Origin of the sequence: Salinicola endophyticus (assembly GCF_040536835.1) — a bacterium.
GTDB classification, from domain to species: Bacteria; Pseudomonadota; Gammaproteobacteria; order Pseudomonadales; family Halomonadaceae; genus Salinicola; species Salinicola endophyticus_A.
On sequence record NZ_CP159578.1, the window covers coordinates 3392666 to 3413651 of the forward strand.

At 67.6% G+C, this 20986-nt stretch carries 18 protein-coding genes and 3 tRNA genes; 10 read left to right on the top strand and 11 right to left on the bottom strand.

Going from position 1 to position 20986, the window contains the following annotated elements; translation table 11 throughout:
* Positions 1 to 137 precede the first annotated feature (137 nt).
* Together ABV408_RS15385 and ABV408_RS15390 are read left to right on the top strand one after the other, a co-directional pair.
* Positions 138 to 611 (top strand): LexA family transcriptional regulator, encoded by a 474-nt coding sequence (locus tag ABV408_RS15385; protein ID WP_353979771.1) that lies wholly within the window; start codon positions 138 to 140, stop codon positions 609 to 611.
* A complete protein-coding gene (locus ABV408_RS15390; protein ID WP_353979772.1) occupies positions 611 to 1228 on the top strand; it encodes a YigZ family protein in 618 nt (205 codons plus the stop codon). Before ABV408_RS15385 ends, ABV408_RS15390 begins: the two co-directional genes overlap by 1 nt.
* A 53-nt stretch (positions 1229 to 1281) precedes the next feature.
* Here ABV408_RS15390 and ABV408_RS15395 read toward each other — a convergent pair whose 3' ends face one another.
* On the bottom strand, positions 1282 to 1950 hold the full coding sequence (locus tag ABV408_RS15395; protein ID WP_405049947.1) for a GntR family transcriptional regulator: 669 nt from the start codon (positions 1948 to 1950) through the stop codon (positions 1282 to 1284).
* A gap of 212 nt (positions 1951 to 2162) precedes the next feature.
* Between ABV408_RS15395 and ABV408_RS15400 the strand changes: the two genes are divergently transcribed.
* The 7 genes from ABV408_RS15400 to ABV408_RS15430 all read left to right on the top strand — a co-directional run bounded on the left by ABV408_RS15400 (position 2163) and on the right by ABV408_RS15430 (position 9267).
* A complete protein-coding gene (locus ABV408_RS15400; RefSeq protein WP_353979774.1) occupies positions 2163 to 3791 on the top strand; it encodes a gamma-glutamyltransferase family protein in 1629 nt (542 codons plus the stop codon).
* Positions 3792 to 3793: 2 nt separating this feature from the next.
* Positions 3794 to 4372 carry a chromate transporter gene (locus ABV408_RS15405; RefSeq protein ID WP_353979775.1) on the top strand — a complete coding sequence of 193 codons (579 nt, stop codon included), beginning with the start codon at positions 3794 to 3796 and terminating at the stop codon, positions 4370 to 4372.
* On the top strand, positions 4369 to 4899 hold the full coding sequence (locus ABV408_RS15410; protein WP_035472583.1) for a chromate transporter: 531 nt from the start codon (positions 4369 to 4371) through the stop codon (positions 4897 to 4899). Before ABV408_RS15405 ends, ABV408_RS15410 begins: the two co-directional genes overlap by 4 nt.
* A gap of 102 nt (positions 4900 to 5001) precedes the next feature.
* Positions 5002 to 6018 (top strand): tripartite tricarboxylate transporter substrate binding protein, encoded by a 1017-nt coding sequence (locus ABV408_RS15415; protein WP_353979776.1) that lies wholly within the window; start codon positions 5002 to 5004, stop codon positions 6016 to 6018.
* A complete protein-coding gene (locus ABV408_RS15420) occupies positions 6015 to 6545 on the top strand; it encodes a tripartite tricarboxylate transporter TctB family protein (protein ID WP_353979777.1) in 531 nt (176 codons plus the stop codon). The genes ABV408_RS15415 and ABV408_RS15420 overlap by 4 nt, the downstream gene beginning before the upstream one ends.
* 22 nt (positions 6546 to 6567) lie before the next feature.
* Positions 6568 to 8076: a tripartite tricarboxylate transporter permease gene (locus tag ABV408_RS15425; protein WP_353979778.1), complete on the top strand. Its 1509-nt coding sequence runs from the start codon at positions 6568 to 6570 to the stop codon at positions 8074 to 8076.
* Positions 8077 to 8271: 195 nt separating this feature from the next.
* Entirely contained in the window at positions 8272 to 9267 is a 996-nt protein-coding gene (locus ABV408_RS15430; protein WP_353982249.1) for a tRNA-dihydrouridine synthase family protein, read from the top strand.
* 140 nt (positions 9268 to 9407) lie between these two features.
* On the opposite strand, the gene ABV408_RS15435 is transcribed toward ABV408_RS15430, so the two are convergent.
* From ABV408_RS15435 to ABV408_RS15480, 10 genes are all read right to left on the bottom strand, one after another.
* A tRNA-Arg gene (locus tag ABV408_RS15435) sits at positions 9408 to 9484 on the bottom strand.
* An 86-nt stretch (positions 9485 to 9570) separates the two neighbouring features.
* Positions 9571 to 9647: transfer RNA gene (locus ABV408_RS15440), tRNA-Arg, on the bottom strand.
* Between the two features lie 96 nt (positions 9648 to 9743).
* Positions 9744 to 9836, bottom strand: a tRNA-Ser gene (locus ABV408_RS15445).
* 212 nt (positions 9837 to 10048) lie between these two features.
* Positions 10049 to 10246 carry a carbon storage regulator CsrA gene (csrA, locus tag ABV408_RS15450; RefSeq protein ID WP_035475538.1) on the bottom strand — a complete coding sequence of 66 codons (198 nt, stop codon included), beginning with the start codon at positions 10244 to 10246 and terminating at the stop codon, positions 10049 to 10051.
* Positions 10247 to 10475: 229 nt separating this feature from the next.
* A complete protein-coding gene (locus ABV408_RS15455) occupies positions 10476 to 11720 on the bottom strand; it encodes an aspartate kinase (protein ID WP_035475539.1) in 1245 nt (414 codons plus the stop codon).
* Positions 11721 to 11830: 110 nt separating this feature from the next.
* On the bottom strand, positions 11831 to 14704 hold the full coding sequence (gene alaS / locus ABV408_RS15460) for an alanine--tRNA ligase (protein ID WP_353979779.1): 2874 nt from the start codon (positions 14702 to 14704) through the stop codon (positions 11831 to 11833).
* Positions 14705 to 15220: 516 nt separating this feature from the next.
* On the bottom strand, positions 15221 to 15676 hold the full coding sequence (locus ABV408_RS15465; RefSeq protein ID WP_353979780.1) for a regulatory protein RecX: 456 nt from the start codon (positions 15674 to 15676) through the stop codon (positions 15221 to 15223).
* Positions 15677 to 15750: 74 nt separating this feature from the next.
* Positions 15751 to 16821, bottom strand: a complete 1071-nt coding sequence (recA, locus tag ABV408_RS15470) for a recombinase RecA (protein WP_353979781.1) — start codon at positions 16819 to 16821, stop codon at positions 15751 to 15753.
* A 268-nt stretch (positions 16822 to 17089) separates the two neighbouring features.
* The gene (locus ABV408_RS15475; protein ID WP_353979782.1) at positions 17090 to 17617 is read right to left on the bottom strand and encodes a nicotinamide-nucleotide amidohydrolase family protein; all 528 of its coding nucleotides are present in this window, start codon (positions 17615 to 17617) and stop codon (positions 17090 to 17092) included.
* Positions 17618 to 17829: 212 nt separating this feature from the next.
* Positions 17830 to 18015 (bottom strand): hypothetical protein, encoded by a 186-nt coding sequence (locus tag ABV408_RS15480; RefSeq protein WP_110675103.1) that lies wholly within the window; start codon positions 18013 to 18015, stop codon positions 17830 to 17832.
* Between the two features lie 244 nt (positions 18016 to 18259).
* Here ABV408_RS15480 and mutS point away from each other — a divergent pair, with 244 nt between their 5' ends.
* Positions 18260 to 20839: a DNA mismatch repair protein MutS gene (gene mutS / locus ABV408_RS15485; protein ID WP_353979783.1), complete on the top strand. Its 2580-nt coding sequence runs from the start codon at positions 18260 to 18262 to the stop codon at positions 20837 to 20839.
* The last annotated feature ends 147 nt before the right edge of the window (positions 20840 to 20986 follow it).

A 20986-nucleotide genomic window follows, 5' to 3' on the forward strand; every position in this document is an offset into this window, starting at 1 on the left:
CTTGAATAAGCGCACCGCGAAACGAATCGGCAGAGCCTAAGCCACCGCGGGGGCGATATCCAGCCCGGCCGCCGTCGGCGCGCCTTGCCGCCCACCGCCGGCTTGCTATGATGAAGCCGTTTCCTCGGGAGAAGACGATGACAAATTCCGCACCGAGCTTTCTGCAGCGTCAGCCACACCTGCCCCTGATCGACGGCCACTGGGAACCGGTGGACGCCACCGAGCTGGTCGAGATCCCCCTGCTGGGTCAGGTCGCCGCCGGCCTGCCGATGGAGGCGTGCCTGGACGACGCCACCGTCCACGTGCCCGCCCAACTGGTGCGGCGCAACACCTATGCCCTGCGCGTGCGCGGCGACTCGATGATCGACTGCAATATCTTCGATGGCGACATCATCATCATCGAGCGCTACGAATCCGCCGAGAACGGCGAAACCGCCGTGGTCCTGATCAACAACCAGGAAGTGACCTTGAAGAAGCTGTTCATCGAGAAATCCGGCGTGCGCCTGCAGCCGGCCAACGACACCATGGCGCCGATCTTTCTCAAGAACGAGGACGTGCAGGTGCTCGGACTGGTGATGGGTGTCATGCGCAATCCGCCCCAGGCGGCCTGATGCGCTATGCGATTCCCGCGCTGGCGCCGGGGGCGATCCACACCCACAGCCTCGAAATCGACAAGAGTCGCTTCATCACCTGGGTCGCCCACGCCCCGGACGCGGCTGCCTTCGACCACCTGTTGAACGAGGCGCGCGCCACCTACCCCGATGCCAGCCACCACTGCTCCGCCTTCATCGCCGGCGCCCCCGGCGAGCAGGTGGCGATCGGTTTCTCCGATGACGGCGAGCCCGGTGGTACCGCTGGCCGGCCGATGTTCCAGGCCCTGGAGGGCAGCGGCCTGGGCCAGGTCGCGGTGGTCGTCACGCGCTACTTCGGCGGCATCAAGCTGGGCACCGGCGGCCTGGTGCGCGCCTACACCCAGGCGGTGACCCAGGCGCTTGAGAGCCTGCCACGGCGTGAGTTCACCGAGCGCCACGCGCGGCGAGTGCGTGTCGGTTTCGCTCTCGAAGCCCAGGCGCGCCACTGGCTGCAGGCCCACGAGGTACCGGTGGAAGCGGCCGACTACGATGGCCAGGGCGTCACCCTGACGCTGGCCTGGCCCGCCGACAACAGTCTCGATCTGGGGCTGCTGGCGCAGCGTCTGCGGGGCGAGCTGGAGTGCCTCGACGAGTAGACAGCGCTCGCCGACTCACTGCAGGCGCCCGTTCATTCGCTGCAGGCGTTCGTTCATTCGCTGCAGGCGCTTTTGGCCACATCGTAGGAGAGCTGGATATGCGCGTGGATCAGCTCGCGCGCCGCGGCGATCCCCCGCGCCAGCGCCAGCTCCACCAGCTCGGCGTGCTGTACATCGAGCTGGGCGCGAATGTCCTGATGCGCCGGTGCCATGCGCCGGTAGCGATCGAACTGGTCGTGGAGCTGCTCGATGAAGCGCAAAAGCCACACCGAGCCACAGGGTTCGAGCAGGCGCCGATGAAACTGCAGGTGCATCTGCTCCCAGTGCTCGAGCGCATCGGGCTGCTCGTCGGCGCGCTTGAGCCGGTGAAAGGCCGCCAGCAGCTCCGCCTCCCACAGGGCATCGCCATGGTGCAGCGCTGCCTCCAGCGCCTGGACCTCGAACTGCTGGCGCAGCCCGGCGATATCGTCGAGCTCGCGGCGTTTCAGCGCCGGCACGCGGAAGCCGCGCTGATTCTCCTGCGCCAGCAGCCCGTAGGCGGCGAGGCGGTTGAGCGCTTCACGCAGCGGGCTCAAACCCACCGCATAGGTCTCCCGGAGATGGCTGATCGCGAGCTTCTCGCCGGCGGCGAAGCGCCCGCGGATCAGATCGCGCTTGAGCGCAGCGTAGACCTGACTCGCCGCGGTGGTGGCATCCAGCGCCTTGGCCGGCGCCTGTCTCATGCTCATGCCGTGCCCTGCTGTCGATCCATGGCGTACTCCTCGGTCCGGTAGCGCTTGACCCTCGTATAAAATCGACGTCATAGTAAAAATCGATTTTTTCAGCATAACCGATCGTACCCCGTGACGACCATGTGCTCGCGCCACCGCAGCACCCCGCGGTGCCAACGTCAGGGAGACGAACCTCAACGACAAGAACCTTCGGGATCGCCGCCATGAGCCTCGCCTTCGACCACAACAACCCCTACCCCTCGCGCCGCAGCGCGACCTACTCCCAGCGCGGCATGGTCGCCGCCTCGCAGCCCCAGGCCAGTCAGGCGGGGCGCGACATGCTGGCCCAGGGCGGCAACGCGGTGGATGCCGCGATCGCCACCGCCGCGGTGCTGAGCGTGGTCGAGCCCAGCGGCAACGGCATCGGCGGTGACGCCTTCGCCCTGGTGTGGATCGCAAGCGAAGGCGGCCGCGGCCAGCTCCACGGCCTCAACGCCAGCGGCCATGCCCCCGCCGCCCTGACCCCGGAGGCGGTCCGCGCCGCGGGCCACAGCGAGATGCCGCTGCACGGCTGGACGCCGGTCACGGTGCCGGGCACGCCGGCGGCCTGGGCAACCCTGTCGCAGCGCTTCGGCAAGCTCGACTTCGCCACTCTGCTGGCGCCGGCGATCCGCATCGCCCGCGAGGGCTTTCCGGTATCGCCGGTGATCAGCGTCCTGTGGCAGCGTGCCGAAGGCGAGTTCCGCGCCCGCGCCGACGACCCCGCGGTGGCGCCGTGGCTCGATGCCTTCGCGCCCCTAGGCCGCGCCCCACACCCCGGCGAGCTGCATCGCAACGAGGCCCAGGCGCGCACACTGGAAGCGCTGGCCGAGAGCCACTGCGAGAGCTTCTACCGCGGCGCCCTGGCGCAGACCATCGACGCCTTTTCGCGCCGGACCGGCGGCTACCTGCGCGCCGAGGATCTGGCCGGCTACACCCCGGAGTGGGTCGAGCCGATCGCCGCCGACTACCGCGGCTACCAGGTGTGGGAGATTCCGCCCAACGGCCAGGGCATGGTGGCACTGATGGCGCTGCGCCTGATGGAGGGCTTCGATCCCAGCGTGCGCGATGACCCCGAGCTGCTGCACCGCCAGATCGAGGCGATGAAGCTCGCCTATACCGACGGCCACCATCACATCACCGACAGCGGCCACATGCGCACCAGCGTGGCGGCGCTGCTCAGCGACGCCTACGCCGACACCCGCCGGCGCCTGATCGGCGCCACCGCCATCGACCCCGAGCCGGGCCAGCCCCAGGCCGGCGGCACGGTCTATCTGGCCACCGCGGACGCCGACGGCAACATGGTCTCCTACATCCAGAGCAACTATCACGGCTTCGGCTCCGGCGTGGTAGTGCCGGACACCGGCATCTCGCTGCAGAACCGCGGCCACGGCTTCAGCCTCGATGCCGACCACGTCAACGTGCTCGCCCCCGGCAAGCGCACCTTCCACACCATCATCCCGGGCTTTCTCAGCCGTGACGGTATCGGCCTGGGGCCGTTCGGGGTGATGGGCGGCTTCATGCAGCCACAGGGACATATGCAGGTGGTGATGAATCTGATCGATTACGGACTCAACCCGCAGGCGGCGCTGGACGCCCCGCGCTGGCAGTGGATGGGCGAGCGTCAGGTGGGTATCGAGCCCGGCTATCCGCTGCATCTGGTGCGCGACATGGCCGCGCGCGGCCATCAGGTCTCACTGGCGATCGACAGCACCAGCTACGGCCGCGGCCAGATCATCCTGCGCCACCCCGACACCGGGGTCTACTGCGGCGGCACCGAGCCGCGCACCGACTCCAGCATCGCGGTGCTGTGACCATGCGGACTCAGGGCATGCGCACCCAGTGGCAACTGTTTCTCGCCTTCCTGCGCGTCGGCCTGCTCGGCTTCGGCGGTGGTCCTTCGATGATCCCGCTGGTGCGGGCCGAAGTGGTCACCCGCTACGCGTGGATGGATGACGCCGAATTCGGCGACGTGCTGGCCATCGGCAATACCCTGCCGGGGCCGATCGCGACCAAGATGGCCGGCTATATCGGTTACCGGGTCGGCGGCCTCGGCGGCTGCGTGATCGCCGTGCTGGCCCAGATCCTGCCCTGCATCGTGGCCATGGTGGCGCTGCTCGGGCTGTTCACCCGCTACCGCGATCAGCGCTGGATCGAGGGCATGAGCCAAGGCGTGGTGCCGGTGGTGATGGTGATGATGGCGCAGCTGACCTGGGACTTCTGGCAGAAGTCGCGGGCCGCGCTGGGCTGGATCGCCAGCCTGATCATGGGCGCGGTCGCCGGCGGGCTGATCTACGGGCTCGATATCCACCCGGGCCTGGTGATCGGCGCCATCCTGGTCGCGGCGCTGCTGCGCCCTGAGCGCAACCGGCGGCGCAAGGAGGCCAGCTCATGATCTACTGGGAGCTATTCCTGGCGTTCTTCATTCCCAACATCGTCGGCTACGGCGGCGGCCCGGCGATCATCCCGCTGATCGAGAACGAGGTGGTCGGCCGCTACGGCTGGATGACCTCGCAGCAGTTCGCCGAGACCCTGGCCCTGGGCAACACCCTGCCCAGCCCGATCGCCACCAAGATGGCCGGCTACATCGGCTATGACGTCGCCGGTATCGGCGGCAGCGCGATCGCCACCTTCGCCACCGTGGCACCGTCGCTGCTGCTGATGCTGGTGGCGCTGGGCACCCTCTACCGCTACCGCGATTCGATCAAGGTGAAGTCGATGAGCCAGTGGGTGCGCCCGGTGATCATGGTGCTGATGGCCTATCTGACCTGGTCGTTCGCCGCCGAAGGCGTGGACAACGCCGGCTGGCTGCACGTGGCGATCATCGGCGCCGCGGCCACGCTGCTGCTGTGGCGCTTCAAGCTTCACCCGATCTGGGCGGTGCTGCTCGGACTCATCTATGGAGGACTACTGCTCGGCTGAGCTGGCCGACTCCCGGTGATCGCGGCATGCGCACCGGGCCACAACGACAATCTGCGACAGACGACATCCGACGCCATTCCAATGCCAATAAAGGACGATTCGATGTTTCCTCGACCGATCAAGACCTCCGCTAGCGCGCGCCGCCGGTTCGGCGCCGCCCTCGCCTCCCTCGCCGCCGGGCTGAGCCTGGGCTCGCTGGGGCTGGGCGTGCTCGGCGCCAGCCCCGCCGCCCAGGCCGACGACTACCCCGACCACGCCATCGAATTCATCGTGCCGTGGTCACCCGGCGGCGGCAGCGATTCCCTGATGCGGGTGATCTCCAACGCCGCCGAGCAGTACCTAGGCCAGCCGCTGCCGGTGATCAACATGCCCGGGGTCAGCGGCACCCTGGGGCTGAAGGCGCTGGCCCAGAAAAAGCCAGACGGCTACACCCTGGGCCAGGTCCACGAGGGGCTGATGGCGGCCCACGCCACCGGGCTCACCCCGCTCGACTGGGATGACTTCCAGCCGATCGCCTCGCTGGCCTCGTCGCCGCAGTATCTGGTGGTCAACGCCGACAGCGGCTGGGAGACCTTTGCCGATTTCGCCGCCTACGCCAAGGAAAACCCCGGCAAGGTGCGCTTCGGTGCCACCCTCGGCGGCATTCCCCACGTCCACGGCGCGATGATCGAGGACGCCATCGGCACCTCCTTCCGCTATGTGGGCTACGAGGGCACCGGGGCGCGCATCCGCGGTCTGGTGGGCGGGCACATCGACGCCGCGATCGGTGACATCTCCTCCTCGCTGGGCTTCGTCGACAACGGCGACCTGCGCTTCCTCGCCGTGGGCACCCCCCAGCGGCCGGCACAGACCCCGGACGTGCCCACCTTCAAGGAGCTCGGCTATCCCGGACTCAAGCTGAGCATCAACCGCGGTATCGTCGCCCCCAAGGGGATCGACCCGGCCAAGGTGGAGACACTGGCGGCGGACTTCGAGGCGATGTCGAAAGACCCCGCGTTCGTCGACAAGATGCGCGCGCTCGGCGCCGAGGTCGACTTCATGGGCCCCACGGCCTATGCCGACTATCTGGCCGAGGTCGACGACACCGTCCAGCGTCTCTCCGGCAAGCTGGCCCGATGAGCGCCGACAGCGTCACGGCCGCCGCCCCCTCGGGGCCGGCGGTCGACGGCAGCCGTGGCGCAGTGCTGGCCAATCTGCTGTTCAATCTCGCCCTGGCGGCGCTGTTCACGGCACTGTTCGTGGCTGCCGGCGAGCTGCCCTCTTCGATGTGGGAGCCGCTGGGCGCCGGCGCCTTCCCGCGCCTGGTGCTGGGCGCGCTGATCCTGTTCAACCTGGCCCTGGCACTGCAGGCGGCGCTGGCCCTGGGCCACGCCCCACGCGGCGCGGGTACCTGCGCCTGGCTTTACCAGCGGCGGTTGGCCTTCGCCACCCTGGCGGCGTTCGCGCTGTATGCGCTGGCAATGCCGTGGCTCGGCTTCGCACCTGCCTCGCTGGCCTTCCTGCTCGCGGTGCAGTGGCTGCTCGGCGCGCGTCGCGGGCGACGTCTGCTGGTGGCAACGGGGGTCGCGGTGGCGTTCGGCGTGGGCCTCTATCTGCTGTTCGGCCAGGTGTTCCAGATTCCGCTACCCGCCGGGCGACTGTGGTAGCCCGACAACGAGAGACCCGCGCATGCCAATGACCGATGCTCTGCTGTCGAGCGTGGAACAGCTGTTTTCGCTGGCGACCCTGATCAGCATGCTGATCGGCGTCGTCGCCGGGGTGATCGCCGCCGCCATCCCCGGCTTCACCGTGACCATGGCGATCGTGCTGACGCTGCCAGTGACCTTCAGCATGCCGCCGCTGCAGGGCGTGGCGACGATGCTGGCGGTGTATGTCGGCGGCTGCTCCGGCGGGTTGATCAGTGCCGCCCTGCTGGGTATCCCCGGCACCCCATCCTCGGTGGCGACCACCTTCGATGCCTACCCCATGGCCCGCGGCGGCGAGCCCGGCCGCGCCCTGGGCCTGGGCATCTGGGCCTCGTTCTTCGGCGCGCTGATCAGCGCCCTGGTGCTGATCGTGGCGGCCCCGCCGCTGGCGCTGATCGCGGTCAAGCTGGGGCCCTGGGAGTACTTCTCGCTGATCCTGTTCGCCATTACCGTGGTCGCCAGCCTGGTCGGTCGCTCGATCCTCAAGGGGCTGATGATGAGCCTGCTGGGACTGTTCGTGGCGACCGTGGGGCCCGATCCGATGATGGGCGTGCCGCGCTTCACCTTCGATCTCGACCTGCTCGCCGCGGGCCTGCCCTTCCTGGTGGTGCTGATCGGGATCTTCGCGGTCAGCCAGCTCGCCGGCGAGGTGGAAAACCCGGACGAGCTGCGCCAGGGCCAGGCGCTGATCCAGGGGCGCCTCACGGTCAAGCCACTGGTGGTGATGCGCGAGGTGCTGTCGCGCCCGCTCAACCTGCTGCGCTCGTCGCTGGTGGGGGTGGTGATCGGCGCGGTACCCGGCGCCGGGGGCAGCATCGCCAATCTGATCGCCTATGATCAGGCCAAGCGCGCCTCCAAGACTCCGGAACGCTTCGGCACCGGGATCGCCGACGGCGTGGTCGCCTCGGAGTCGGGCAACTCCGCTACCGCCGGCGGTGGGCTGATCCCGATGATCGCACTGGGCATCCCCGGCAGCGCGGTGGATGCGGTGCTGATGGCGGCGCTGATGGTGCAGGGGATCAGCGTCGGGCCACGGCTGATCATGGACAATCCCGACCTGGTCTATGGCATGTTCTTGGCGATGTTCCTCGCCGCCGGCATGGTGCTGGTGTTCTGCTTGCTCAGCCTGCGCTGGTTCTTGCGCATCACCGACATTCCCAAGTCGATCATCGTACCGGTGGTGCTGGTGTGCTGCGCGGTGGGCGCGCTGGCGCTCAACAACCGCTTGACCGACCTCTATCTGCTGATCGGGGTGGGGCTGTTCGGTTATCTGCTGGCCAAGCTCGACTATCCGCTGGCGCCGCTGGTGCTGGGGGTGATCCTGGGGCCGATCGCCGAAACCAACCTGCGCCGCGCGCTGATGGCCGACGAGAGCTGGACGCTGTTCTTCACCCGCCCTATCTCGCTGGCACTACTGGTGCTGGCAGCACTATCGGTGGCGTTCAGCGTGCGCCGAGTACTGCGCGACAGACACCGCGCTGGCATCCGCTGAGCGGCGCGCCCCTGGCCAGACCCGCCCGCCGGGGGCGCTTCATCGGGGCATGGCATACCGCCACGGTTGTGCTAGTTTAGCGGCCGCCAGATCCTTGGAGGCCGCATGGCACGACACCCCTTTTCCGCCCCCACTCACGCCGCTACCTACGTGCCCACCGATGCCGCCCCGCGCGGGCGTCTCGGTCTGGCGCCCATGGAGGGCGTGATCGACGCCGATACCCGGGCACTGCTCAGCGCCGATGGCGCGCTGGACTGGTGCGTCACCGAGTTCGTGCGCGTGGTCGATGCGCGTCTGCCACCGCGGGTCTTCCTGCGTCACTGCCCGGAGCTGGCCGAGGCCGATGCGGCGGGGCCACAGACCCCGACCGCGACCCCGGTGACGCTGCAGCTGCTCGGCTCCGACCCGGCCGCCCTGGCCGCTAACGCCGAGCAGGCGATCGCCCTGGGCGCCATCCGGCTCGACCTCAACTTCGGCTGCCCGGCCAAGACGGTCAATCGCCACGATGGCGGCGCCTCGCTGCTGCGTACGCCGGCGCGCGTGGCGCGCGCGGTGGCGGCGGTCGCCGCGGTGGCTGCCGCCCGTGGCGCCACGGTGAGCGCCAAGCTGCGCCTGGGCTTCGACGACCGTCGGGTGGCACTGGCCTGCGCGCTGGCCGCCGAGGACGGCGGCGCCCATGAGCTGGTGGTGCATGCGCGCACCCGGCGCGAGGGTTACCGCCCGCCGGCGCACTGGGAGTGGGTTGCCAGGATTCGCGCCGCCGTCGACGTACCGGTGGTGGTCAATGGCGATATCTGGACGCTCGAGGCGTACTGGCAGGCACGGACGCTCTCCGGTTGCGACGACGTCATGCTCGGCCGTGGCATGCTCGCCGACCCCTGGCTGGCGCGCCGCATCCGCCACTGGCAGGCGAGCGGCGGCGAGCGCCTGGCGACGACGCCCTGGGCGGCCCGCGCCGAGGTGCTGTGCCGCTACGCCGCGCGCAAGCAGGCAGCGGGCATGGCGGAGAAGTTCATCGTCGCGCTGCTCAAGCAGTGGCTCAACATCATGCGCGGGCGCGACGCCGAGGCCGCAGCGCGCTTCACCGCGCTGCGCCGGGAGACCGCGCTGGCACCGCTGCTGGCCGGGCTGGCCCAGCCGGCGCTGAGCGAACCTGCACCGGCCACGGAGCCGACCACAGCGCTGGTATAAGACGCTGGCGGGCGTCCGCCACTTTGGCCGCCCGCCTTGCCGGCGCGACCTTCCCGGCGTAACCCGCCCTGCGCTTGCAGGCGCTGCGCGACGCGCAAACGAAAACACCCGCATGCCGAAGCATGCGGGTGTCATCTGTATGGCGCGCCCGGGAGGATTCGAACCTCCGACCACCTGATTCGTAGTCAGGTACTCTATCCAGCTGAGCTACGGGCGCTTGAAATCGGTCGAGACATGTCAGTCTCTTGTGCGACGTTGCTGCAAGGTCTTCGCGTTTTGTCGCGGTTGCAGCGATCGAGTGAGTGGCGCGCCCGGGAGGATTCGAACCTCCGACCACCTGATTCGTAGTCAGGTACTCTATCCAGCTGAGCTACGGGCGCTTGTCACTGACTCTGTCGCGAGTCGCAGGCGATGCTTGAGCTATCGCTGCGTTTGTCGATCCTTGCCGTGACTCTCGGGTCGAACCCAAAGGTCAATGGCGGAGAGGGAGGGATTCGAACCCTCGATGAGGCTATAAACCCCATACTCCCTTAGCAGGGGAGCGCCTTCAGCCACTCGGCCACCTCTCCCTGATCGACGGCGCGTAGGTTACCCATTTCGCCGGGGCTTGTCCAGTCGAAGCCCAAACTTTTTTCCAAAAAAACCTCAAAGGATGAACGGGTTACCGCGAGAGGCGAGGCGTAGCGTAGGATAGAGAGCGTAGATGAGGGTTCCGAGACGAGCCCGAGCCGATAAAGGGGACGACTTCACCAGCCCAGACGGTTCCAGTATGCGCACTGCGCTATACGCCGGGACCGCCATCTTCGTCTTCGGATTTCTCACGCTGGATGCGCTGATAGATCTCTTCGCGATGGACGGCCACATCCTTGGGCGCATTGACGCCGATGCGCACCTGATTCCCTTTCACTCCCAGGACGGTGACGGTGATATCGTCGCCGATCATGAGAGTCTCTCCCACTCGACGGGTCAGGATGAGCATTGTCTGATCTCCTTCTCAGGGCCTTCTTCCATTCTCGGGTCACGCTCTCGGGCCGCTTGCGGCGGTCGCTCACCGCCCGAGGAGCGATTATGCGCCATAAGGCCAACCAGGCCAATGACGCAGTTCCATGACCACCCTCGGCTACGTTGAAGAAGCGCTCGCTTCCTTTCACTTCGTCCAACTCACCCTAAGCGTAGAACGCCTGAGACATTCTTGAAGGTTTATTCGGTTATTCGCTTTGGATGCTGTCTTTGTCGAGGCCGAAGGCGGTGTGGAGCGCGCGTACGGCGAGTTCCATCGTCTTCTCGTCAATGACCACGGAGATCTTGATTTCGGAGGTCGAGACCATGCGGATATTGATGTTCTCCTCGGCCAGCACGCGGAACATCTTGGACGCCACACCGGCGTGCGAACGCATGCCCACGCCGACCAGCGAGACCTTGGCGATGTTGTCGTCGCCGCGCAGCTCACCGCCGCCCAATGCCGGGATGACGTCATCCTGCAGGATGCGCATGGTCTGCTTGTAGTCACCCTTGCCCACGGTGAAGGTGAAGTCGGTGTAGTCGCCGGTCGGCGCCACGTTCTGCACGATCATGTCGACTTCGATGTTGGCATCGGCGATCGGGCCGAGAATGCGCGACGCGACCCCGGGAACGTCGGGGGTGTTGAGCAGCGTCAGCTTGGCTTCGTTGGCGGTGAAGGCGATACCGGAGATCAGCGGTTCTTCCATCGATTCGATTTCCTCGTCTGCCACGATCAGCGTGCCGGGCCCTTCCTCGAAGCTAGACAGCACGCGAAGCGGTACATTGTATTTGCCGGCGAACTCCACCGAGCGGATCTGCAGGACCTTGGAGCCGAGACTGGCCAGCTCGATCATCTCCTCGACGGTGATGCGCTCCAGGCGCTGCGCCTTGGAACAGACCCGCGGGTCGGTGGTGTAGACCCCGTCGACGTCGGTGTAGATCTGGCACTCGTCGGCGCCCAGGGCCGCGGCCAGCGCCACGCCGGTGGTGTCCGACCCGCCGCGACCGAGGGTGGTGATATTGCCCTCTTCGTCGACCCCCTGGAAACCGGCGACCACGACGACCTGACCCTCGGCCAGATCTTCCTTGAGGTCGTCGGTCTCGATGCGCTGAATACGCGCCTTGGTGTGCGCGCTGTCGGTACGGATACCCACCTGCGCCCCGGTGTAGGAAGTGGCCGGCACGCCCAGCTGATGCAGGGCCATGGCCAGCAGCGAGATGGTGACCTGCTCGCCGGTGGAGACCAGCATGTCCATTTCGCGCGGGGTGGGATCCTCGTTGATCTGGCTGGCGAGGTCGATCAGGCGATTGGTTTCGCCGCTCATCGCGGAGACCACCACCACGATCTGGTGACCGTCGTCACGGAAGCGTTTGACCTTCTCCGCGACCGCCTTGATCCGCTCGACGGTGCCCACCGAGGTCCCACCAAACTTTTGTACGTATAGCGCCATGAGTCTGTTCGTCACTCCCTAGCGTTGTGGGCCGCCCTGGGATGGCGGCCACATGTATGTCGGTTCCACCCAAATGAGTATGTCGGTTCGGCCCAACTGAGTATGTCGGTTCAGCCCAGCTGTTCGGCCACCCACGCATGCACGCTGTCGAGCGCCTGCGGCAGCTGGCTCGGGTCGCTGCCGCCGGCCTGAGCCATGTCGGCACGCCCGCCGCCCTTGCCGCCGACCTGGGCCGCCACGTGGTTGACCAGTTCCCCCGCCTTCAGCCGTCCGGTGAGGTCATCGGTGACCCCAGCGATGAGACTGACCTTGCCTTCCTGCGCGGCGCCGAGTACCAGCACACCGGAGCCCAGCTTCTGCTTGAGCTGGTCGTGCAGGCCGCGCAGCTCCTTGCCACCCACCCCTTCGATGCGGGTGGCGAGTACGCGCACCCCGGCGACCTCGCGCACGGCGTCGAGCAGCTCGTTGCCGGCCGCGCTGGCCACTTTGGCCTTGAGCCGCTCGAGCTCTTTCTCCAGCGTGCGCTGGCGCTCGAGCACGCTGTCCAGACGCTCGACCACCTGCTCCGGGCGCGCCTTGAGACGTTCGCCCACCGCGTTGAGCTGGCGCTCCTGGGCATCGAACCAGGCCAGGGCGCCCTCCCCCGTGACCGCTTCGATGCGCCGCACCCCGGCGGCGGTGCCGGATTCCGCCACGATATGGAACGGCCCGATATCGCCGGTACGCGCCACGTGGGTGCCGCCACACAGTTCGATCGAGAAGCCGTCGCTACCGATGGTGAGCACGCGCACGGCGTCGGCGTACTTGGCCTCGAACAGCGCCCGCGCGCCCTTGGCCTTGGCCTGATCGAGGGTCATCTGCTCGGTCTGGGTAGGGGCGTTGGCCAGAATCTCAGCGTTGACGATGCGGGTGATTTCCGCCAGCTGATTCGGCGTCACCGGCTCGAAGTGGCTGAAGTCGAAGCGCAGACGCTCGGCGCTCACCAGCGACCCCTTCTGCTGCACGTGGTCGCCCAGGGTACGGCGCAGCGCTTCGTGCAGCAGGTGGGTGGCGGAGTGGTTGCGCATGGTGGCCTGGCGCAGCGAGGCGTCGACCTGCGGCGCGAGCGTCTGCCCCACGCTCAGTTCGCCCTCGAGCAGCACGCCCTCGTGCAGGTGGTGGCCCGCCTGCTTGCGCGTGTCGGTGACCTGGAAGCGGGCGCCGTCGCCGTGCAGATAGCCAGTGTCGCCGACCTGGCCGCCGGACTCGGCGTAGAACGGCGTGCGGTCGAGCACCACCACCCCTTTCTGGCCCGCTTCGAGGCGCTCGCGCTCGTTGCCCTCGGCGTCGACGAGCGCGGTCACCCGGGCCTGATCCTCGAGCCGGTCATAGCCGGTGAACTCGGTGCTGCCCTCGAGGTTCAGCGCGGCCTCGTAGTCGCCGCCGAACTGACTGGCGGCGCGGGCGCGCTGGCGCTGCGCTTCCAGCTCGCGCTCGAAGCCGGCCTCGTCGAGGGTCACGCCACGCTCGCGGCAGACATCGGCGGTGAGGTCATAGGGGAAGCCGTAAGTGTCGTAGAGCTTGAATACTGTTGCACCATCAAGCTCAAGGCCTTCCATTGACTGCACAGTCACACCTGGCTCGTTAGCAACCAAGCCTTTGATAAAATTGGATTTTTCAGGCGCAACGAGAAGCAAGTATTCATACTCAGATCCCATATATTTTAGGATCGTCCAGTCCCTCTCGTCGCCGACGATTGCAGCATAAATATGCTGATACGCACCTAATTCTTTCTGGTATGTCCTACAAACTCTAGATGGATCAACGCTATCCACCTTAGAGGAGAGGTAAGGCTTCCCTTTCTTGCTCAGGAATTCTTTGAGAGCTAAATCAATTATCTCTACGTCCAAGAGCCTCATGCCGTGGTCCAGCGTCCGCGCGAACTGCTCTTCTTCCTTGAGCAGCACGCGTTCGATCTGCTCGCGCGCCTGACGCAGCTCGGGGTAGGCTTCCCCCATCTCGGCGTCGAGCGCCGCCACCAGCTTGTGGAAGAAGGTGCCGCTGGCGCCGAGCTTGTGCCCGTGGCGGATGGCACGGCGGATGATCCGCCGCAGCACGTAGCCGCGCCCCTCGTTGGAGGGCAGTACGCCATCGACGATCAAGAAGGCACAGGAGCGGATGTGGTCGGCGATCACGCGCAGCGACGGCGTGGTGGTATCGGCATGGCCGGTGACCTCGGCGGCGGCCGCCAGCAGCGCCTGGAACAGGTCGATCTCGTAGTTGGAGTGCACGCCCTGCATCACCGCCGCCATGCGCTCCAGGCCCATGCCGGTATCGATCGACGGCTTGGGCAGCGGGTGCAGCTCGCCGCTGGCATCGCGGTCGAACTGCATGAAGACCAGGTTCCACACCTCGATGTAGCGGTCGCCATCCTCTTCCGGGCTTCCCGGCGGGCCGCCCCACACTTCAGGGCCGTGGTCGTAGAAGATCTCCGAGCACGGGCCGCACGGGCCGGTGTCGCCCATCTGCCAGAAGTTGTCCTCGTCGAGCCGCGACAGCCGCGCCGGGTCGACCCCGATCTCGTCGACCCAGATGGTCGCCGCCTCGTCGTCGCTGTGGTGTACGGTGACCCACAGACGCTCCTTGGGCAGCCCCAGCACCTCGGTAATGAAGGTCCAGGCAAAGCGAATGGCATCGGCCTTGAAGTAGTCGCCGAAGCTGAAGTTGCCCATCATCTCGAAGAAGGTGTGGTGACGCGCGGTATAGCCGACGTTGTCGAGGTCGTTGTGCTTGCCGCCGGCGCGCACGCAGCGCTGGGCCGAGGTCGCCCGCACATAGGGCCGCGGGTCGCGCCCCAGGAAGACATCCTTGAACGGCACCATGCCGGCGTTGGTGAAGAGCAGGGTCGGGTCGTTTTCCGGCACCAGAGAGGCAGAAGGCACGATGGTGTGTCCGCGCTCCTCGAAGTAGTTCAGGAAAGCCTGTCTGATAGCTGCGCTTTTCATAAACAATCCGTAGCGAGAGTCCGTGGCAAAAATCCGTGACGACGGATCTTGGCGAAAGTCCGTGACGATAGGCGTGCCCACGGCGGCAAACGGACCACGTGGCGACGCGCAGACGGCCGTCTCGGCAGCGAGGCGCTGCTCCTGCGGCCATCGCAAGGCGCGTTAGTATAACGTGGTCGACTGTGAGTCTGTCGAGTGCGACACCCATGTCGCCGACATTCGCCGCCCTCGGGCGGATCGGATCGCCAGCAACGGCAACGGCACCGGCAACGTCTTGTCGGGCCTGCCCGGGTCTCGTGTCATGGGTGTAACCGGGGATGGGGAGAAACGAGAGGCTGGGAAAGAGGAACGCGGAGAGCGAAACGGGAAAGAGAAGCGCGAGCCGCTGGCACGGCGAGGGAGCGGGAGTGCAAGGCGCCAGGGTGAGAGATATCGCGGTCCGGCGCGTTGCCATGACAGCGTGGCGCACCAGGGGGCGCCGCCAGACCCGACAAGGTCGGGGATAAAGCCCGGGACTCAGAGCTCCCAGGCGTGGCGCATGGCGTGGCGCACCTGGTCGAAGCCGAACCCGCGCCCGGCCAGGAAGCGCTCGCGCTTGGCCCGTTCGCGGGGCGTGCTACCGGGTCCGGCGAAGCGCTTGGCCAGGGCCTGACACGCCAGCGCCTGCCAGTCCGGCGCCTCCGCCTCGAGCGCCAGCGCGGCCAGGGCATCGTCGATGCCACGCTGGGCCAGATCGCCGCGAATCCGTACCGGGCCGTGACCGAGCTGCACCCGGGAACGCACGAAGATCTCGGCAAAGCGGGTATCGGACTGCAGCCCCTCCGCCGCCAGCGCGTCCAGCGTGACGGCGATCTCCTCCGACTCGACGCCCTTGGCAGCCAAGCGCTGCTCGAGCTCGGCGCGGCTGTACTCGCGACGTGCCAGCAGGGCGATCGCCCGCTCCCGGGGCGGGATCTCCGCAGCCTCAGCCATGGCGTGCTCTCCTCCTCGGCGCCGACCTGAAAATCGCCCGTGTCATCAACCCAACCGCCTGCCCGCGCCTCGCGCTACAGCAGCGAGTCGTTGGCGTCGTCGGTGGCCGCGGCTTCCGCTTCCTTCTCCTTGTCCTTCTCCTTGGGCGCGGCGACGGCCAGCAGCTGGGCGCGAATCTGATCCTCGATCTCGGTCATGATCGCCGGATTCTCTTCCAGGTACTGGGCCGCATTGGCCTTGCCCTGGCCGATCTTGCTGCCCTTGTAGCTGTACCAGGCACCGGCCTTGTCGACCAGACTGCACTGCACGCCCAGGTCGATCACCTCGCCGGCATGGTAGATGCCCTTGCCGTAGAGAATCTGGAACTCGGACTGGCGGAACGGCGGCGCCACCTTGTTCTTGACCACCTTGACCCGGGTCTCGTTACCGGTGACCTCGTCACCCTGCTTGACCGAGCCGATGCGGCGAATGTCGAGACGCACGCTGGAGTAGAACTTCAGCGCGTTACCGCCGGTGGTGGTCTCGGGGCTGCCGAACATCACCCCGATCTTCATGCGGATCTGGTTGATGAACACCACCATGCAGTTGGCGTTCTTGATGTTGCCGGTGATCTTGCGCAGTGCCTGCGACATCAGACGCGCCTGCAGGCCGACGTGGGAGTCGCCCATCTCGCCCTCGATCTCGGCGCGCGGGGTGAGCGCCGCCACCGAGTCGATGATGATGACGTCGACACCGCCGGAGCGCACCAGCATGTCGCAGATCTCCAGCGCCTGTTCGCCGGTGTCCGGCTGCGACACCAGCAGCTGGTCGAGGTCGACCCCCAGCTTCTCGGCGTAGCTAGGATCGAGCGCGTGCTCGGCGTCGATGAAGGCGCAGGTCTTGCCCTGCTTCTGCGCCTGGGCGATCACCGACAGGGTCAGGGTGGTCTTGCCCGAGGATTCGGGACCGAAGATCTCGACCACACGGCCGTAGGGCAGACCGCCCACCCCGAGAGCGATATCCAGCCCCAGCGAGCCGGTCGAGACCACCGGGATGGCGGTGCGCGGCGTATCGCCCAGACGCATCACGGTGCCTTTGCCGAATTGGCGGTCGATCTGCGACAAAGCCGCGCTGAGTGCCTTGCTGCGATTTTCGTCCTGTGCCATGAAAGTCTCCTGTGAGTGCGTCGAAGACGAGCCTTGGAAAGCTGGCGTCGTGGGGTGGCGGCCGGAAAAGTGAGCCCGCCGCATAGGGCCACCCCGTGGGCGAGGCGTCCTTGGCGACGGGCGAGACGGCCAGGCCGCCCGATCACTGTATGATTAGCCAGTAGTATGGCGAAAAAAATCGCTCGCGCCTATATCCTCGCGTCGATTTTCCGCATGCGTCGCTGCATTTTCCGGGATAGCGCCCGGCGAGGCCAGTACCAAGTACCGCTCAGCTCGCGGCGGAGAAGGATTCGAGCAGCCCCGCCAGGGCGATCGCCACCGCCTGGGCGCGCACCGCGGCGCGCTCCCCCGGCAGCCGAAAGCACGCCACCCGCTGGGCCTCGGCATCGCCCCAGGCGAACCACACCGTCCCCACCGGCTTCTCGGCACTGCCGCCGCCAGGGCCGGCCACGCCGCTGATCGCCACGCCGAGCTCAGCGCCGCTGTCGCGGCAAGCGCCGGCGACCATCTCGCGCACGGTGGCCGCGCTGACCGCCCCATGCGCCTCTAACGTCCGCGCCGACACCCCCAGCATGCGCTGCTTGGCGGCGTTGGCGTAGGTGACATAGCCGCTGGCGAAGTAGCCCGAGCTACCGGCGATCGCGGTGATCGCCTCGGCCACGCCACCGCCGGTGCACGACTCGGCGGTGGTGACGAAACAGCCGGCGGCCAGGCACGCCTCGCCCAGGCGCCGGGCGAGCACCTGCGGGTCCTGGTCACTGCCGGGGGGCAGCGGATGATCGGTTGGAAAGTTCATGAGGACTCCTGCGGCTTCTGCGCCGTACCGGCACCCTCTGCGGACGGGCGCGTCTTGTCAGGCCGCTGCTGGCATATGCGTATCGGCCTGCGATTGATGGCATAGCGAGGCATCATATGCGAGGTGGCATATGGCCGGTGCCAGATACTTAGTATGCGAGCTTTGCGCGCCGACGCAACGCGTCTGGCCGGCGCGGGCGCCCACGCGGGCGACTATTCGGCGTCGCGCGGGTAGGTGGGCGGCAGCGGCTGCGCGTGCCCCCCGGCACACAGATCGGCGACCGCGATCTCGAGCAGGATGACCGCCAGTTCGCTGACGTTGACGTTGCGCCGGTTGGCCTCGATCGAGAGCAGCCTGAACGTGGAGTCACTGAGGTGATTGAGCACCAGCCGGGCCATGAGGGGGTCCTCGGATGCCGATTTCACCCACTGTAACGATTCGCCCGCCGCGGGCGAGACTGAAAACACTACACCTCGGGCATGAACCGGCGTCACCCCGGCGCGGGCGATCGGCGATGCAGCGACGCTGACCCACGTGGTAACCTTCGGCCTTTCTCCATGTTTCATACTTCATGCTTCGCCGGCCCCGGCGAGGCGCGTGCCGCAATGATGCCCCACGATACCCAGAGAGCCTCGTAACGCCATGCAGGATACGGCCGCCAGCAAAGCCCAGCAGCATACGCCGATGATGGCGCAGTACCTCAAGATCAAGCGTGAGCATCCCGAGGTGCTGCTGTTCTACCGCATGGGCGATTTCTACGAACTGTTCTACGACGACGCCAAGCGCGCCGCCAAGCTGCTCGACATCACCCTGACCGCGCGCGGCCAGTCAGCCGGTTCGCCGATTCCCATGGCCGGCGTACCCTATCACAGCGCCGAGTCCTACCTGGCGCGACTGGTGCGCTCGGGCGAGTCGGTGGCGATCTGCGAGCAGATCGGCGACCCCGCCACCAGCAAGGGACCGGTGGAGCGTCGGGTGGTGCGGATCGTCACCCCGGGCACGCTGCACGACGAGGCGCTTCTGGACGAGCGCCGCGACAATCTGCTGGTGGCCCTGCACCGCCACGGCGAACGCTGGGGCATCGCCTGGCTGGAGCTCTCCAGCGGCCGCTTCGCCGTAGTCGAGGTCGACGGCGAGGCCGACATGCAGGCCGAGATCCATCGCCTGCAGCCGGCCGAGCTGCTCGCCGCCGAGACCCAGGACCTGCCCCCGGCGCTGGCCGAGCGCACCGGACTGCGTCGCCAGAACGACTGGCACTTCGACCTGGAGACCGCTAACCGCCTGCTGTGCGACCAGTTCCAGGTGGCCGATCTGCGCGGCTTCGGCTGCACCCACCTGGAGGTCGCGCTGGTCGCCGCCGGGGTGCTGATCGACTACGCCCGCGACACCCAGCGCTCGCGCCTGCCACACGTCAACGCCCTCGGCATCGAGAGCCGCGACGACGCGGTGGTGATCGACGCCGCCAGCCGCCGCAATCTGGAGATCGACATCAACCTCGGCGGCAGCGGCGACAACACCCTGGCCAGCGTGCTCGACACCACCACCACGCCGATGGGGTCACGCCTGCTCAAGCGCTGGCTCAACCGCCCGCTGCGCGATCGCGCTCAGGTCAGCGCGCGCCAGGCGGCGGTACAACTGCTGCTGGAACAGGACGACCACCTGGCGCTGCGCGAGATCCTGGGCGAGGTCGGCGACGTCGAGCGCATTCTCGCCCGGGTCGCCCTGCGCAGCGCCCGCCCGCGGGATCTGGCCCGCCTGCGCGACGCGCTCAATGCGCTGCCCCAGCTGCAGAGCGCGCTGGGGACGATCGAGGGAGAGAGCGCCCTCGACGATCTGGCCCGGCACATTCGCCCCTACCCCGAGACGGCGGCGACCCTCAGCCAGGCGCTGATCGACAACCCGCCAGTGGTGATCCGCGACGGCGGTGTGATCCGCGAGGGCTTCGACGCCGAGCTCGACGAGTACCGCGGCCTGGCCGAGCACGCCGGCGACTATCTGGTGAAGCTCGAACTGCGCGAGCGCGAGCGCACCGGCCTGGCCGGGCTCAAGGTCGGCTACAACCGGGTCCACGGCTACTATATCGAGATCCCCCGGGCCCAGGCCCGCGAGGTGCCGGTGGACTACATCCGGCGCCAGACGCTGAAGAATGCCGAGCGCTTCATCATCCCCGAGCTCAAGGAGTTCGAGGACAAGGCGCTGTCGGCCAAGTCGCGCGCCCTGGCCCGCGAGAAGCTGCTCTACGAAGGGCTGATCGAGACCCTCAACGCCGAGCTCGACGCGCTGCAGGCCACCGCCCGCGCCCTGGCCGCGCTGGACGTACTGTGCACCTTCTCCGAGCGCGCGCGGAATCTCGACTTCGTGCGCCCGCAGCTCGGCGAGACGCCCGGATTCGAGATCATCGGCGGCCGTCACCCGGTGGTCGAGCACGTCAGCCAGCACCCCTTCGTGCCCAACGACCTGCGCCTGGACGATGCCCGCCGCATGCTGGTAATCACCGGCCCCAACATGGGCGGCAAGTCGACCTACATGCGCCAGGCCGCGCTGATCGCCCTGCTCGCCCATACCGGCAGCTTCGTGCCCGCCGAGCGCGCCGAGATCGGCCCGGTGGATCGCATCTTCACGCGTATCGGCTCCAGCGACGATCTCGCCGGTGGCCGCTCGACCTTCATGGTGGAGATGACCGAGACCGCCAGCATCCTGCACAACGCCACCGCCGAGAGCCTGGTGCTGATGGACGAGATCGGCCGCGGCACCAGCACCTTCGACGGCCTCTCGCTGGCCTGGGCCAGCGCCGAGCATCTGGCCCGCGCACGCGCCTTCACCCTGTTCGCCACCCACTACTTCGAGATGACCGCGCTGGCCGAGCAGCAGGAGACGGTGGCCAACGTCCACCTCACCGCCGCCGAGCACAAGGATGGCATCGTCTTCATGCACCGGGTCGAGGAGGGGCCGGCGAGCCAGAGCTACGGCCTCCAGGTGGCCCAGCTCGCCGGCGTACCGCAGCCGGTGATCGCGCGTGCCCGCGAGAAGCTGGCCAGCCTCGAACAGCCTCCGGTCGCCGCCGAGCGCGGTGCGGCCGCCCCTACCGCCGCGCCGCAGCAGGCGGACCTGTTCGCGGCCCCGGTGCATCCGCTGGTCGAGGCGCTGGAGTCGCTCGACGTCGACGCGCTCACCCCGCGCGCCGCGCTGGAGCTGCTCTATGAGTGGAAGGCCCAGCGGTAGCCCCGCGGCGGGCCGACCCGGCCCGCCGCGGTATAACACCATTCCCAGACGTTCCCAGCCTCAACTTGCCGGTTCCGCCGGGCGACGCCTAGAATATGGCGCCATTCCAGCGTGGCATCCGCGCGCGCATGGCGGATACCCGGGCAC